This is a genomic window from Citrobacter sp. 506 (assembly GCF_050434985.1).
GTDB classification, from domain to species: Bacteria; Pseudomonadota; Gammaproteobacteria; order Enterobacterales; family Enterobacteriaceae; genus Citrobacter; species Citrobacter braakii.
This window is the reverse complement of sequence record NZ_JBNDJN010000005.1, coordinates 288,279-304,614: the sequence shown is the minus strand read 5'-3', so window position 1 is coordinate 304,614 and position 16,336 is coordinate 288,279. Positions and strand designations below refer to the sequence as shown.

Genomic DNA, 16,336 nt, shown 5'->3' with positions numbered 1-16,336 from the left:
CTGACGATGAAAATTAGCGATGGTAACTGGCTGACCCAACCTGGCCTGAATTTAATACACCCAATTCAGGTGTTCGACGTTGAACAGCAGGGTAACGAGATGATTGTCTACGTTGCGCCGCGCGACGTGCGTGAACGTACCTGGCAACTGGATACCCCACTCTTCACCTTACGCTTTTTCTCGCCGCAGGAAGGTGTGGTGGGCGTACGTATGGAACACTTCCAGGGCGCGCTGGATACCGGCCCGCATTACCCGCTGAACGTGTTGCAGGACGTCAATGTTGAGATGCGAAACACCGCTGAATTTGCCGAACTGAAGAGCGGCAATCTGAGCGTTCGGGTGACCAAAGGTGAGTTCTGGTCGCTGGATTTCCTGCGTAATGGTGAACGTATTACCGGCAGTCAGCTAAAGAATAGCGGTTACGTGCAGGATACCCACAGCGGGCGTAACTATATGTTTGAGCGTCTGGATTTGGGCGTGGGGGAAACGGTGTACGGGCTGGGGGAGCGTTTTACCGCGTTGGTACGTAACGGCCAGACGGTAGAAACCTGGAACCGCGATGGCGGTACCAGTACCGAGCAGTCTTACAAAAACATCCCGTTTTATCTCACCAACCGCGGCTACGGCGTGCTGGTGAACCATCCGCAGTGCGTGTCGTTTGAAATCGGCTCTGAGAAAGTGTCGAAAGTGCAGTTCAGCGTTGAAAGCGAGTATCTGGAATATTTCGTCATCGACGGCCCAACGCCGAAGGCGGTGCTGGATCGCTATACCCGCTTTACCGGCCGTCCGGCGTTGCCGCCAGCCTGGTCGTTCGGTCTGTGGCTGACCACATCGTTCACCACCAATTACGACGAAGCGACGGTGAACAGCTTTATCGACGGTATGGCCGAGCGCAATCTGCCGCTGCACGTCTTTCACTTCGACTGTTTCTGGATGAAGGCCTTCCAGTGGTGCGACTTTGAGTGGGACCCGGTGACCTTCCCGGACCCGGAAGGTATGATCCGCCGCCTGAAAGAGAAAGGGTTGAAGGTGTGCGTATGGATAAACCCCTACATCGGTCAGAAATCCCCGCTATTCAATGAACTGAAAGCGAAAGGGTATCTGCTCAAGCGCCCGGACGGTTCCCTGTGGCAATGGGATAAATGGCAGCCGGGCCTGGCGATTTATGACTTCACTAATCCACAAGCCTGCGGGTGGTATGCCAACAAGCTGAAAGGTCTGGTGGATATCGGCGTTGACTGCTTCAAAACTGACTTTGGCGAACGCATCCCCACGGATGTGCAGTGGTTTGACGGTGCCGATCCGCAGAAGATGCACAACCATTATGCGTACATCTACAACGAACTGGTGTGGAACGTGCTGAAAGAAACCGTCGGTGAAGAAGAGGCGGTGCTGTTTGCTCGTTCGGCCTCCGTGGGCGCACAGCAGTTTCCGGTGCACTGGGGCGGCGACTGCTACGCCAACTATGAATCGATGGCGGAAAGCCTGCGCGGTGGCTTGTCTATTGGCCTGTCCGGCTTTGGCTTCTGGAGCCATGATATCGGCGGCTTTGAGAATACCGCTCCGGCGCACGTCTACAAGCGCTGGTGTGCGTTTGGGCTGCTCTCCAGCCACAGCCGCCTGCATGGCAGTAAATCCTACCGTGTGCCATGGGCGTACGATGACGAATCCTGCGATGTGGTGCGCTACTTCACCGAACAGAAATGCCGCATGATGCCGTACCTGTATCGTGAAGCAGCGCTCGCTAATGCGCAGGGCACCCCGATGATGCGCGCGATGATGCTGGAGTTCCCGGACGATCCGGCGTGTGATTATCTCGACCGCCAGTACATGCTGGGCGATAGCGTGATGGTCGCGCCGGTGTTTAGCGAGGCGGGCGATGTGCACTTCTATCTGCCGGAAGGACGCTGGACGCATCTGTGGCGTAATGATGAGGTGGCCGGCAGCCGCTGGCATAAGCAGCAGCATGACTTCCTGAGTCTGCCGGTTTATGTGCGTGACAATACCCTGCTGGCGCTGGGCAGCAATAACCAGAAGCCGGACTACGCCTGGCATGAAGGAACCGCGTTCCAGCTGTTCCATCTGCAGGAGGGGCGGGAAGCACTCTGTGAAGTTCCGGCTGCTGACGGCTCGGTTATCTTCACGCTGAAGGCGACGCGCACGGGTAATACCATCATCGTGCAAGGTAGTGGAGATGCGCGTAACTGGACGCTGTGCCTGCGTAATATTCCACAGGTTAGCGGTGTGAAGGGTGGTTCATCTGCGGGCAGCGAGTGGGGAACGGTTGTCACGCCGGATGAAGATGTGCTGACGATAACCCTGTAAGCGAATCTGAACGTGGTGCCGGATGCGTCTTATCCGGCCCACGCCGCGAGCAGCGTTCCAGATCTGAAAATCAAAAACATCCCGACTTAAATTTTTACCTCACCATATTTGCGAGCGCTATCACTCTAATTCCCGCGAAAAATGTGATCTGCGCCGTAAATATCTCACTATTTCCTCTTTTTGTCTTATTTCTGTCCGGAATACAGGACACGATTTAGTATTGTTGGCGCATCGTAGTCCTCTTATATTTATCATCACGGATTACACGTGGAGCATAAATGCTTCTTTATTACCTAAATAATTCGAGTTGCAGGAAGGCGGCGACGTAGCGAGTCCCCTGAGCGTACATAAGTACGTGACTGAGGTGAGCGAGGAAAGCCAACGCACATGCAGCTTGAAGTATGACGGGTATAGATATTTAATCTGGTATGTAATAAGGGTAAATAATGCAAATGATTACCTCGCGACAAAACAGATTATTAAAGTTTCTTCTGTCCCGGAAGGAATATGTTACGCTGCTAAAAATTGCCGAATATTTATCTGTTTCAGAGAAGACCGTCCAGCGCGATCTGCGGTTACTGGAGCAATGGTTATCGGAATGGAAAATATCCATCGATAAACGTGCCGGTGCGGGCGTGATATTAAGTGCCGATAACATTACTGACCTTTTATATCTGGATCAGTTATTAGGGTCGGAGGGTGATGATGCTGACGGCATGATGAATAATTCACGGCGGGTTAAGATAGCCTCGCAATTATTAAGTGAAACGCCGCATGAAACATCGATCAATAAATTATCCGAACGTTATTTTATTAGTAGTGCATCGATTGTTAACGATCTGAAAGTGATTGAATCGTGGATTACCCCGCTGGGCCTGTCGCTGATTCGCAGCCAGAGTGGTACACACATTGAAGGCAGCGAGAGCGGCGTGCGCCAGGCGATGGCGTCGCTGATTAACGGTGTGATTAACCATAATGAACCTGGAAGCGTGATTTATTCACGACTTGATCCGGGCAGTTATAAAGCGTTAGTGCATTACTTCGGCGAAGAAGACGTTTTATTTGTCCAGACGCTGTTGCAGGAAATGGAGAACGATCTGTGCTGGTCGCTGGGCGAGCCTTATTACGTCAATATCTTTACTCATATTCTGATCATGATGTACCGCATTACGCGGGGCAATGCGCTGCCGAGAAAAGAAGAAAGCATCACGTCATGTGATGAGAACATTTTTTCCATTGCCAGTCGCATGATTCAGCATATCGAAAAACGCATTGCCCACCCGCTGCCGGAAGACGAAGTCTGGTTTATTTATCAATATATTATCTCCTCCGGTATGGTGATTGAAGAGCATAACGATGTGAGCGTAATTGGCCATATGCACTCCAGCGACGAAGCACGCTTGATTACCCATCGGCTGATTGCCACCTTCGCCGAAATGGTTGACTGCGATCTTAGCCAGGACACTGCGCTGTATGACGGATTGCTGATTCATATTAAGCCGCTGATTAACCGCCTGAACTACCAGATCCGCATTCGTAATCCGCTGCTGGAGGACATTAAAGGCGAGTTGCAGGACGTCTGGCGTTTGACACAGTGCGCGGTGAATCGGGTGTTTAGCGGCTGGGGCGAGCGGGCCGTGTCGGATGATGAGGTGGGATATTTAACCGTGCATTTTCAGGCCGCGATGGAGCGTCAGATAGCGCGTAAACGTGTGCTGCTGGTTTGCTCAACCGGTATCGGCACCTCTCACTTACTCAAAAGCCGCATTCTGCGCGCCTTTCCGGACTGGACCATCGTCGGCGTGGTGTCGGCAGGCAGCTTGCCCTCCGTCCTGACGGACGATATTGAACTGGTGGTATCGACGATCAATTTACCTGCCGTTGCCATGCCGGTCGTGTATGTCACCGCCTTCTTCAATGATGCGGATATTAAGCGGGTAACAGAAACGGTTATTACGGAAAAATTACATCGGGCGACGTCGCTGGTCGTTGAAAATTAATGTCTGAACTCCATGAGGTATGATTTATGGACATCACGAAAATACTCAATACAAATCGCGTTATTTTGGACATGAAGGCCACAAACAAAACGGAGGTTATTGAGGAACTGACAGATATTCTGCAAAAAGATGGGGCAATTAGCTGCCGGGAAACGTTTATTCAGGATGTCTGGCAGCGTGAATCAGAAGGCTCGACCGGCTTCGAAAATCATATTGCGATTCCGCACGGGAAATCCTCGGCGGTGGTCAATACCACACTGGCGATTGGGCGTACCCGCCAGGATATTCCCTGGGAAACCCTGGACGGCAGCAACGTGCGCTGCATCATTCTGTTTGCCGTACGCCTTGAAGATCAAAACACTACCCATATTCGTCTGCTTTCGCAGGTTGCTGGCGCGTTGGCGGATGACGACATTATTGAACAACTGTTAGTCGAAAGCAGTCCACAGAAAATTATTGAGCTTTTTAGCCAATATGCTGAATCCAATGTCTGCTAAATAAAACGTGGAGCATGTTATGAATATTGTTTGTGTTGCCGCCTGTACGGCAGGTATTGCGCACACCTATATTGCCCGTGAGAAGTTAATTAAAGGTGCTAAAGCGCTTGGTCATAATATAAGAGTAGAAACCCAGGGGACTATCGGCACGGAAAACGAACTGCTGACAGAGGACATTTCTGCTGCTGATGTCGTGATTCTCGCTGTGGATGTAAAAATAAAAGGGGAGGAACGATTTTTAAATAAACGTATTGTGCGAGTAAAAACTGAAATCGTCATAAAATCGCCCATTCAGTTTCTTGAAAAGGTCGAAAAATCATTAGTTAATAATAACCAGTAGCGATCCCCATTCTGGAGGGATTTCACATGAGTGAAAATAAAATTCCGCTATCTCAGGAAATAAAAAGACATTTATTAACGGGGATTTCGTGGATGATCCCGTTAATTGTTGCCGCCGGGATCTGTATTGCTCTCGGGCAAATACTTGGCGGCACTAACGTGGGTGAAAAAACAGGAACCATACCCTGGATGCTCAACCAGATTGGCGGCTGGGGGATGGGGTTAATCGTACCGCTGATTAGTGCGGCGATTGCGTACTCCATTGCTGACCGCCCCGGATTCGCGCCGGGTCTGATTGTCGGCTTTGTCTGCGGTGAAATTCATACCGGTTTTATCGGCGGGATGCTGGGCGGTTTTCTGGTCGGTTATACCGTCCTGCTGCTCAAGCGCTATATCCGTTTGCCGCAGTCGATGCAGGGGTTGATGCCCATCATGGTGTTGCCGGTACTGAGTACCGTCATTGGCGGCCTGTTGATGATGACGCTCATTGGCAAACCGATAGCCTGGCTGCAGGACGCGTTGATTCATCTGCTGGAGTCCATGCAGGGCGGGTCACGCTTTTTAATGGGGGCCATCCTTGGCGCAATGGCGACATTCGACTTTGGCGGACCGGTGAATAAAACCATGTCGCTCTTTGCTGACGGCATGTTGGTCAGCGGCGTGTACGGTCCGGAAGCGGTGAAGTTTGTCGGTTCGATGATCCCTCCGTTCGGCATTACGCTCTCCTTTTTGCTGACACGTCACAAGTACACCCGTGCGGAGCGCGAGGCGCTGAAAGCGGCATTCCCGATGGGGATCTGCATGATTACCGAAGGGGTCATTCCCATTGCGGCGCGCGACCTGCTGCGCGTGGTGGGGTCCTGCGTGGTGGCCTCGGCGATAGCGGGCGGTCTGATTATGGTGTGGGGCGTCGAAAGCCCGGTACCGCACGGCGGCATGTTCGTGGTCCCGCTCTTTACACATCCGCTACTGTTTTGCCTGGCGCTTGGGATCGGCACGGTGATTTGCGGCGTCATGCTGTCGTTGTGGAAGAAACCGGTGACCGAACGTGACGAAGAGTTTGATGAACTTAGCGATCAAAAGCTGAAAGACGAAGAGATCACCTTCACCCTGGAATAACCGGAGGCCGTATGTTTGCCGATATGAAAAGCATGGTGACGAAAGCCTGGCGCGAGCAGTACGCGCTGCTGGCCATCAACTGTATGAACCTGGAAAGCGCCCGTGCGGCGGTGCGGGTGGCTGAGAAACACCGTGCGCCCATCATTCTGAATCTGTATCAGGGGCATCTGGGCCATTTTCCTGCACCGATAGCGGTGGCGGTCGTCAAAACGCTGGCACAGGAAGCGTCGGTACCGGTCGCGCTGGCGCTGGATCATGGAAAGGACCCAGTGCGCATTCGCCAGGCTTTTCGCGCCGGATTCAGCGGGTTAATGATCGACGCCTCCGCCTTTGCGCTGGAGGAGAACATTCGCCAAACCCGGGCGGTGGTTGAGCTCGCGACCAGCGTTTCTCTGTGCGTGGAAGGTGAGCTGGGGCATCTGGCCGACGCCCCGCGCTATGATCACGCAGCTAACGCTGATTTGATGACCCAGGCCGCCGATGTGGAGCCCTTTATCCAACAGACCGGTATCGATTTACTGGCGGTCTCGGTCGGCACGGCACATGGCATGTACGCGCCCGGTGTCATACCCGCCATTGATTTCCAGCGACTGGAGGAAATTGCCCGTTTATCAACGGTGCCGCTGGCGCTGCATGGCGGCAGCGGGACGCCGTTTGACCAGCTGCAGCGCTGCCCGACGTTTGGCGTCGCCAAGATAAACGTTGGCGCGGCGGTTTTCGAAGCCGGAAAGGCTGCACTACTGCATACCCTGTGTCGCGACACATCCGGTGAACTCGTTGATGCCCTGGCCCTGATGGAGCAGGCCTGCGAGGAAGCCATTATTCCGTACCTGCAGGCCAGCGGCGCTATCGACAAAGCCTGATTCATTTTCTGTAACGCCTTCTATGCCTCTGCGACGACGCACTGGCAGGGCTTTCTACACCCTGAAACTGGAGAATTAACATGTTAGTTTCGATGAAAGAATTACTGCAACCTACCCGTCAGCACGGTTTCGCCATCGGCGCATTCAACGTGGCGGACAGCTGCTTTGTACGTGCAGTAGTGGAAGAAGCGGAAGCAACCAATACCCCGGCGATTATCTCCATTCACCCCAGCGAACATGATTTTGTAGGCGATGCATTTTTTAGCTACGTCCGTGATATCACTCTGCGCAGCCCGGTTCCCTTTACTCTGCATCTGGACCACGGCGCTTCGGTCGAGCATGTCCTGCGGGCGATTCAGTGTGGGTTTACCTCGGTGATGATTGATGGCTCGCTGTTGCCGTATGAAGAGAACGTGGCGCTGACCCGTGAAGTGGTCAAGCTGGCGCATGCGGTAGGCGTTTCGGTGGAAGGGGAACTGGGTACGATTGGTCAAACCGGGACGTCAGTGGAAGGCGGTGTATCGAAGGTCACTTATACCGATCCTGATCAGGCACAGGATTTTATCGCCCGTACCGGCGCGGATACGCTGGCGGTGGCGATTGGAACTGCACACGGCATCTACCCGAAAGGGATGCAGCCAGAGCTGCAAATGAACATCCTGCGCGACATCGCCGGGCGAGTAGACATTCCGCTGGTGCTGCACGGAGGTTCCGCGAACCCGGATGCGGAAATTGCCGAATCCGTTACGCTGGGCGTTGGCAAAATCAACATTTCCAGCGATATGAAATACGCTTACTTCCAGAAAGTCCGCGAAATCCTGGCGAAAGAAACCTGGTGGGACCCGAACATTATTTACCCGGAAGCCATTAGCGCCGCGCGGGATGTGATCCGCCACAAAATGAAACTGTTCGGCTCAACCGGCAAAGCGTCACTTTACTAACCGCATACAGGCGGGGTGACCCGCCTTTTTCGCAACAAGGAAAAGTGGAATGAAGCGTTCACACATTAATTATGCCGTCGATAAAGCGCATGCCATCGCCGAGACTTTTCGGGTTTGCCTGCCTGACTTTGCGTATTTTACGGCTGACGCCTGGCGGCAACAGGATCACACTCTGTGGCGTGAAGTGCTCGATCTCCAACTGGGCTGGGATATAACCGACTTTGGGCGCGGAGATTTTGCGCAAACGGGGCTGACGTTACTGACGTTGCGCAATGGTCAGTTAGGGTCAGCCAGCTACCCCAAACCGTACGCCGAAAAGATGCTGCAGATTCAGCAGGATCAGCAGACGCCATGGCATTTTCATCGCCATAAAATGGAAGATATCGTTAACCACGGCGGCGGTGATTTATGTATGCAGTTGGCGTGGGCTACGCCTGATGACGGGTATGATGCCCGGAGCATTGTTGAGGTTAGCGTCGATGGCCAGCGGCGTTCCGTTGACGCTGGCGAGACGCTGGTATTGAAACCGGGGCAGGGGGTATCCCTGCCGCCGCGGTTGTATCATCGCTTTTGGGCGGAGAAAGCGTTCGTGCTGGGCTGGGAGATCTCGATGGTCAATGACGACCTGCATGACAATCACTTCCTTGAGCCAGGCGGTCGCTTCCCGGCGATAGAAGAGGACGAGCCGGTGAAGTGGCTGTTGTGCAGTGAATATGCGCGCTTACAGCGATAAACGGCGACCCGGTCGGCAAAGCGCCGCCGGGCCGTCAGATTTTACTGCGCAGCGGGTGGGGCGGTAACTTCACTACCGGATACCACGCCCGCCTGCATGGTTTGCGTTACCTGCTGTTTCTCCACGTTCACCGCATGCAACTGGCCGCTGACCGTTGGCTTGAGTGGCGCATCGGCTTGAATATTGCCGCTGGCGGTAAGCTGGATGTTACCGTCGTCGGAAAGCGGCAGTGCGGGCCATCCCCACTGCTGCAGAATCGTCATTGGCACGCCGCGCCCGTTCAGGCTGACCTGAGTTTGACGCTGAGGCAACTGTGAAATACTGGCAGTGGCCTCCAGCAACCCTTTTTCCGTATAGGCGCTTAGTTCGCTGATATTGATGGTGCTGCTGTTCGCCGTCAGCGCCAGCGAAGGACGACGCACGTCGGTGCGGTTAAAGGTGCCGGCAGCGGCGTTGAGGTTAGCGCTCCCGCTCCAGATCCCCCACTGATTGTTCTGCACCAGCCCGAGGTTAGCACCGTAGCCGTCCAGCGCGGTGAGCTGCCATGGGAAGCTCGGGTCGATATCAATCACCAGATTACGGCTGGCGCTGAATTTCTTCAGCGTCAGGCTGGCTAGCCAGGCTGGTAGAGGTTTCATCCACAGCTGTTTCCAGTTTTCCGGCAGCGTGTACTCCAGACCGGCAATGGCGGCATCATCGAGGACCAGCGCTTTGTTGTTGCGCTGCCAGTTTCCGGATGTTCTGACCATTCCCCCTTCCCAGCGGGTGGTGAACTGACGCAGCGCTATGCCCTGCGGCGAGAACTCGGCGTTCATAATCGGATCGAAAAAGTGCAGAGAGCCGTAGATAAACTCGCTGGCGTTCATCGACAGTTTTCCTTCCTGAGTTTGCCAGTCGTCCTTGCTGAAGGTCATGTTGCGCAAGCTCAGATCGAGATCCGTCACCGCCCAGTCAGGGCCTTGCAGACGGGCATCTGTTACTTCCAGACGACCAATTTGCAGGGAAGGAATAGTGCTTAACGGAGCAAAAAACTCGGCCAGCGATTTATCGCTTTGCAGCCGAATATCGTTCAGGCGCAGATTCTCCACTACCCAACTACCGTCGGCATTGCGTTGCGCCACGCCGGTTAATGCGCCACGCGCCACGTCTGCGCCAATATTGCTCAGCATCACACGGTCATGGTCAATACTGCCTTCAATCAATACGTTGGTCGTGGGGACGTCGTTCAGCGTCAACGAACTGGCGCTGAGCCGAATTTGCGCTTTACTCCCGAGAATTTTACCCGCCTCAGGACTCCAGGGAATGACTCCGCCGTTAACGCGCTGCGCGCTCAGGGTCCACTCGCTACCGGGACTATTAAGCGCCATATCTTGCAATTGCAGGCGATCGGCCTGGAACGGCAGCGGCGCAGTTTGCTGGGAAAGATTTAGCGTGCCGTTTTGCAAAAGGATGGTGTCTACGTGCAGCGGGTCGGTGATTTGGCGGCTGCTCAGTCCAATATCGACCGTTTTGGCGACCAGCGTTGCGGGCTGACCATCCCGGCCAAAGGTGACGTTTTCCAGCAGAATATGGGAAGGAGAAGAAAACCGGTGATCGATGGCATCAAATGCCAGATGGTAGCTGCTGTTCTGCGAAACCCAGGCGCTGACGTGCTCTGCGCCCCAGCGGGTTTGCAGTAGAAAATATAAGCCGAGGATCGCCACTGCAAGGGCGATCAGCACGTAAAGAAGCAGCTTTCCAATAAATTTCATGGTCTTCCATCCCGCGAAGTGCACATAGTCAAGTTATGCACGATTTAGGCGCAATGCTCAAGGCGGGAATGGTGAAAGAGCGTTACAGCGGCGTTGATTCAGAATCAACGCCGCATTTTGCTTATTGCTTCTCTGGTGGGAACACCAGATTCAGAACGATAGCGGTAATACCGCCTGCGGCAATGCCGGAAGAGAGCAGGTTTTTCACCCAGTCCGGAGCGAACTGCAGGATCAGCGGCTGCTGGGAAACGCCGAGGCCGACGGCCAGCGACAGCGCGATAATCAGAATTGCGCGGCGGTTCAGCGGTTCGCGGGATACGATACGCACGCCGGATGCCGCGATAGTACCGAACATCACCAGCGTAGCACCGCCGAGTACTGGCTCAGGAATATGCTGTACAAAACCGCTGACCGCCGGGAACAGGCCCAACGCGATCAGCATCAGCGCAACCACAAAACCAACGTAGCGGCTGGCAACACCTGTTAACTGAATAACCCCGTTGTTTTGTCCAAAACAGGAGTTCGGGAAGGTGTTGAATACGGCTGAAACAAACGAGTTCAGACCGTTCGCCAGTACGCCGCCTTTCAGGCGTTTCATATACAGCGGACCAGAAACGGGCTGCTCGGAGACATCGGAGGTGGCCGTAATATCACCGATGGTTTCCAGCGAGGTAATCATAAACACCAGCATCAGCGGCAGCAGTAAGCTCCAGTCGATACCCAGGCCATAATACAACGGCGTTGGCACCATCAGCAGGTCCTGACTTACCGGCGCGGTATTTTGCGGCAGCATATCCATAAACCACGCCAACAGGTAACCTGCCGCCATCGCAATCACCAGTGACGCAACGCGCAGGTACGGGTTGCGCTGGCGGTTAAGCAGGATAATCAGCGCCAGCACGACGCCAGCCAGCAGTAAATTCTTTGGTGCGCCAAAGGTGTTGTCGCTCATTGCCGCATAGCCGCCGCCAATCGACGTCAGCCCCACCTGAATCAGCGACAGGCCGATAATCATCACCACCACGCCTGAGACCAGCGGGGTAATGATACGACGCGCCAGATGCAGTACGCGTGAGATAACCATCTCAGTGCAGCTTGCCAGCATCAGTGTACCGAACAGCGCCGCCATCATGGTTGGGACATCTGCACCACCGGTTTTTAGCGCTGTACCGCCCATAATCAGTGGCGCAACAAAGTTAAAGCTGGTGCCCTGAATGGATAATAGCCCTGAGCCGACCGGCCCCCAGGCTTTGATCTGAATGATAGAAGCCACGCCGGAAGCGAACAGCGACATACTGATAATGTGTTGAGTATCCTGAGCCGGTAAACCGAGCGCCTGGCAAATTAACAGCGCTGGGGTGATTACCGCGACGAACATGGCCAGCAGGTGCTGACAGGCGGCAAACAGGGTCTGGGCTAGTGGGGGGCGATCTTCAAGACGGTAAATCAGTTCACTGTTGTGAGTCTGCGCAACCGGTTGCGCATTTGTTGACTCTACGGCGTTAACGGACATCAGAGGCAATCCCATGGTGGAAAAGCGGTGATTTTATCTGACCATGGCGGAAATGCAAACGTTTGCTACCAGGTGTTCTTAATATTTAAAACGGATAAACAAACATTTTTATATAACTTTTCATGATTTTCTGCTTAAAATCCACACCGAAAACTCAATAAGAGCTAAAAATCGGTCTGGAATGCATCGTGCGTGATTGTGCTAAACGCACTAATGGAGTTGTAAATGTTTTATCTCGATACGTTATCAACGCTGGTTGCGGCAACCCTTGTGTTGTTGCTGGGACGTAAGCTCGTCCAGTCTGTTTCCTTCCTGAAAAAATACACCATTCCCGAACCTGTAGCTGGCGGATTGCTGGTGGCGATTGCGCTGCTGGTACTGAAAAAAAGCATGGGTTGGGAAGTGAACTTCGATATGACCCTGCGCGATCCGCTGATGCTGGCATTCTTCGCCACTATCGGCCTGAACGCCAATATCGCCAGCCTGCGCGCGGGTGGCCGCGTGGTGGGTATCTTTCTGATTGTGGTTGTTGGCCTGCTGCTGATGCAAAACGCCATCGGTATTGGTATGGCGACTCTGCTGGGTCTGGATCCGCTGATGGGTCTGATCGCCGGTTCGATAACCCTCTCTGGTGGGCATGGAACCGGGGCCGCATGGAGCAAACTGTTTATTGAGCGCTATGGTTTCGCTAATGCGACGGAAGTGGCGATGGCTTGCGCAACGTTTGGCCTGGTGCTGGGCGGATTGATTGGCGGCCCGGTGGCCCGCTATCTGGTCAAACACTCTACCACGCCAGACGGCATGCCGGACGATCAGGCTGTGCCTACCGCATTTGAAAAGCCGGATGTCGGACGCATAATCACTTCGCTGGTGCTGATTGAAACCATTGCGCTGATCGCTATCTGTCTGACGGTGGGTAAAATCGTTGCACAAATGCTGGTCGGAACGGTGCTGGAACTGCCGACTTTCGTCTGCGTGCTGTTTGTTGGGGTGATCCTCAGTAACGGCCTGGCGTTAATGGGTTTTTATCGGGTGTTCGAGCGTGCGGTTTCGGTGTTGGGTAACGTTAGCCTGTCGCTGTTCCTGGCGATGGCGCTAATGAGTCTGAAGCTGTGGGAGCTGGCTTCTCTGGCCCTGCCGATGCTGGCAATCCTGGTTGTGCAGACCATTTTCATGGCGCTGTACGCGATATTCGTCACCTGGCGCATGATGGGTAAGAACTACGATGCCGCCGTGCTGGCAGCCGGACACTGCGGTTTTGGCCTCGGTGCGACACCCACGGCGATTGCCAACATGCAGGCAATTACAGAACGTTTTGGGCCATCCCATATGGCGTTTCTGGTGGTGCCGATGGTGGGGGCGTTCTTTATCGATATCGTCAATGCGCTGGTGATTAAGCTGTATCTGCTGCTGCCGATTTTTGCGCAATAATGTCTGTGCGGCGGAGTCACATCCGCCGCCGCTATGAATCGACTATGCGTTGGAGTAGCGCTCGGTTTCCGGCATCCAGCGTTCAATCAGCGCCACAGCCTGTTGCGGGTAACGTTCGTGAATATGACGGGCAATGCGCTGAACTTCCGGGATAATCGCCTGATCGCGCAATAAATCTGCGACTTTGAATTCTGCCGTTCCGGTCTGGCGCGTACCCAACAGCTCGCCGGGCCCGCGGATCTCTAAATCTTTTTGCGCGATCACGAATCCGTCGTTGCTGTCGCGCAGAACCTGCAGGCGTTTTTGCGCGGTTTTTGACAGCGGCGATTTGTAGAGCAGGACGCAGTGGGAGGCCACCGCGCCACGACCTACGCGACCACGTAGCTGGTGCAACTGCGCTAGGCCCAAGCGCTCCGGGTTTTCAATAATCATCAGGCTGGCGTTAGGTACGTCTACGCCCACTTCAATCACCGTGGTGGCAACCAGCAGCTGCAGTTCGCCCTGCTTAAAGGCCGCCATTACCGACTGCTTCTCTGCGGGCTTCATACGGCCGTGTACCAGGCCAATATTCAGCTCTGGCAGCACCAGTTTAAGCTCTTCCCACGTGGCTTCAGCGGCCTGAGCTTCTAACAAATCAGACTCCTCAATCAGCGTACAGACCCAGTACGCCTGGCGCCCTTCATGGGTACAAGCGTTGCGCACGCGGTCAATAATATCGCTGCGACGGGTATCCGGAATTGCCACCGTGGTGACCGGCGTACGCCCCGGAGGAAGTTCGTCAATGACCGACGTGTCGAGATCGGCATAGGCGGTCATCGCAAGCGTACGCGGGATTGGGGTGGCGGTCATGATTAGCTGGTGTGGATGGAAACCCTGCTGCTGGCCTTTCTCCCACAGCGCCAGGCGCTGATGTACGCCAAAACGGTGCTGTTCGTCGATGATAACCAGTGCCAGTCCGTTGAACTGCACCTGTTCCTGGAAAATTGCGTGCGTGCCGACAATCATCTGCACCTCACCGCTGGCGATAGCTTCCTGCTGTGCCAGGCGCGCTTTGCCTTTCTGTTTACCTGCCAGCCAGCCTACTTCAATGCCCAGTGGCGCGAACCAGTTGCGGAAGTTATTGGCGTGCTGTTCAGCCAGCAGTTCGGTGGGGGCCATCAGCGCAACTTGCTTACCATGTGCGATGGCACGTAGGGCGGCCAGCGCCGCAACCAGCGTCTTACCTGAGCCGACATCGCCCTGTACCAGACGCATCATGGGGACATCCAGTGCCATATCGCGTTCGATCTCAGCGGTAACGCGGGCCTGGGCGCCGGTGGGTTTAAACGGCAGAGCCGCCAGCAGCTTATCTTTCAGCGCGTTGTTTGCGATCAGCGGCTGGGCGTGGAAACGTTGCGCCCCGGCGCGTAGTGCCAGCATGCTGAGGTTATGCGCCAGCAGTTCTTCCAGAATCAGACGTCGCTGTGCTGGATGCTGACCGGTTTCCAGATCGCTCAACTGCAGTGACGGCGGTGGACGGTGCAATGTGCGCAGAGCTTCCGGCAGGCTCATCATGCCCTGCAACAACTCTGGCGGCAGCAGTTCGGCAATGGCGCAGGTATCGAGCAGGTCCAGCGCTTGATCGGTCAGTTTGCGCAGCGTGGCCTGCTTCACGCCTTCGGTGGTTGGATATACCGGCGTGAGCGTTTCCTGCAATTCCGGCGTGCTGAGATCGCCCTGCACGCGATACTCCGGGTGGATCATCTCTGCGCCGTATTTTCCGCGTTTGGCTTCGCCATAGGCCAGCACCCGGCGACCGGTGGCGAGACTGTTTTTCATTGCGGCGCTGAAGTTGAAAAAGCGCATGGTGAGAATGCCGGAGCCATCACTGATCTGACAGGTCATCATCCGGCGTCCGCCGAAGGTGATATTGCAGTTCAGCACTTCGCCTTCTACGGTGGCGTAAACGCCCGGCAGCAGTTCGCCAATCGGGTACAGGTGCGTGCGGTCTTCGTAACGCAGAGGGAGGTGGAGCAGAAGGTCCTGCACGGTGTGCAGGCCAATTTTCGCCAGTTTACTGCTTTGCGCTGCGCCAACGCCGGTCAGAGAATTGAGTGGGATGGCATCCAGTAAACGGCCTTTCATCGCGTTTATCTCGCAGATTGCATAGTGGCCCACCACGTTGCATCGGCTTCAATTTCGCCCTGCGTGTTTACGTGGGGGTAGGGAAGACCTTTGCGCTTAGCGACATTCGCCAGCACCGGATAACCGCCTTCAAACAGCAAACGCTGCTGCTCATCTTGCGCCAGCATGCTGTTTTCTCGTCGGTACATGCCGGCGTTTTGCCGCTGGCGCTGTGCTTCGTACAGAATCAGCGCGGAGGCGACCGAAACGTTCAGCGATTGCACCATGCCAGTCATGGGAATGATGATGTCCTGATCCGCCAGATCCAACGCTTCCTGAGTGATGCCGGTTTTCTCCTGGCCCATCAGGATGCAGGTGGGGCGCGTGTAATCAATCTCGCGAAAATCCACGGCTTTATCTGACAGATGTGTTGCCAGAACCTGCATACCCTGGCTTTTTAAATGTGTGACCGCATCGCCAATAGTGCGGTGAGTCTTCACCTGTACCCAACTGTTGCTGCCTGCGGCAGAAGAGGCCATGGTGCGCATACGGCTACCAGGCCAGACGGCGTGGACTTCATGCACGCCGACCGCGTCTGCAGTACGAATGATTGCAGAAACGTTATGAGGTTTGTGGACCTGCTCCATGCAGACGGTCAGATCGGGCTGACGACGTGCGAGCATCTCGCAAATACGTGCATAACGTTGAGTATTCATAAAAC

At 54.7% G+C, this 16,336-nt stretch carries 13 protein-coding genes; 9 read left to right on the top strand and 4 right to left on the bottom strand.

Translation table 11 applies throughout. From position 1 onward, the window contains the following. The first annotated feature begins 6 nt into the window (after positions 1–6). From yicI to ABIE10_RS19115, 8 genes are all read left to right on the top strand, one after another. Positions 7–2,325, top strand: coding sequence for an alpha-xylosidase (yicI, locus tag ABIE10_RS19150; RefSeq protein WP_429156664.1), 2,319 nt, complete (start codon positions 7–9; stop codon positions 2,323–2,325). Between the two features lie 446 nt (positions 2,326–2,771). Then, positions 2,772–4,325, top strand: a complete 1,554-nt coding sequence (locus ABIE10_RS19145) for a BglG family transcription antiterminator (protein WP_016155015.1) — start codon at positions 2,772–2,774, stop codon at positions 4,323–4,325. Between the two features lie 26 nt (positions 4,326–4,351). Then, the gene (locus ABIE10_RS19140) at positions 4,352–4,822 is read left to right on the top strand and encodes a PTS sugar transporter subunit IIA (RefSeq protein WP_003842172.1); all 471 of its coding nucleotides are present in this window, start codon (positions 4,352–4,354) and stop codon (positions 4,820–4,822) included. A 19-nt stretch (positions 4,823–4,841) separates the two neighbouring features. Beyond that, a complete protein-coding gene (locus ABIE10_RS19135; protein ID WP_016155014.1) occupies positions 4,842–5,162 on the top strand; it encodes a PTS fructose transporter subunit IIB in 321 nt (106 codons plus the stop codon). Between the two features lie 26 nt (positions 5,163–5,188). Further along, entirely contained in the window at positions 5,189–6,280 is a 1,092-nt protein-coding gene (locus ABIE10_RS19130) for a PTS fructose transporter subunit IIC (protein ID WP_003837581.1), read from the top strand. 11 nt (positions 6,281–6,291) lie between these two features. Then, positions 6,292–7,143 (top strand): class II fructose-bisphosphate aldolase, encoded by an 852-nt coding sequence (locus ABIE10_RS19125; protein ID WP_429156658.1) that lies wholly within the window; start codon positions 6,292–6,294, stop codon positions 7,141–7,143. An 80-nt stretch (positions 7,144–7,223) separates the two neighbouring features. After that, positions 7,224–8,084 carry a ketose-bisphosphate aldolase gene (locus ABIE10_RS19120; RefSeq protein ID WP_153689895.1) on the top strand — a complete coding sequence of 287 codons (861 nt, stop codon included), beginning with the start codon at positions 7,224–7,226 and terminating at the stop codon, positions 8,082–8,084. A 49-nt stretch (positions 8,085–8,133) separates the two neighbouring features. Further along, entirely contained in the window at positions 8,134–8,817 is a 684-nt protein-coding gene (locus tag ABIE10_RS19115) for a D-lyxose/D-mannose family sugar isomerase (RefSeq protein ID WP_429156655.1), read from the top strand. Positions 8,818–8,858: 41 nt separating this feature from the next. Here ABIE10_RS19115 and ABIE10_RS19110 read toward each other — a convergent pair whose 3' ends face one another. Further along, positions 8,859–10,568 carry an AsmA family protein gene (locus tag ABIE10_RS19110; RefSeq protein ID WP_429156652.1) on the bottom strand — a complete coding sequence of 570 codons (1,710 nt, stop codon included), beginning with the start codon at positions 10,566–10,568 and terminating at the stop codon, positions 8,859–8,861. Between the two features lie 121 nt (positions 10,569–10,689). Beyond that, positions 10,690–12,081, bottom strand: coding sequence for a xanthine/proton symporter XanP (xanP, locus tag ABIE10_RS19105; protein ID WP_003024026.1), 1,392 nt, complete (start codon positions 12,079–12,081; stop codon positions 10,690–10,692). A 225-nt stretch (positions 12,082–12,306) separates the two neighbouring features. Between xanP and gltS the strand changes: the two genes are divergently transcribed. Beyond that, a complete protein-coding gene (gene gltS, locus ABIE10_RS19100; protein WP_016155009.1) occupies positions 12,307–13,512 on the top strand; it encodes a sodium/glutamate symporter in 1,206 nt (401 codons plus the stop codon). 42 nt (positions 13,513–13,554) lie between these two features. Here gltS and recG read toward each other — a convergent pair whose 3' ends face one another. Together recG and trmH are read right to left on the bottom strand one after the other, a co-directional pair. Next, positions 13,555–15,636 (bottom strand): ATP-dependent DNA helicase RecG, encoded by a 2,082-nt coding sequence (gene recG, locus ABIE10_RS19095; RefSeq protein WP_016155008.1) that lies wholly within the window; start codon positions 15,634–15,636, stop codon positions 13,555–13,557. Between the two features lie 5 nt (positions 15,637–15,641). Further along, complete coding sequence (trmH, locus tag ABIE10_RS19090; RefSeq protein ID WP_016155007.1) at positions 15,642–16,331, bottom strand: tRNA (guanosine(18)-2'-O)-methyltransferase TrmH; 690 nt, start codon at positions 16,329–16,331, stop codon at positions 15,642–15,644. Between the last annotated feature and the right edge of the window lie 5 nt (positions 16,332–16,336).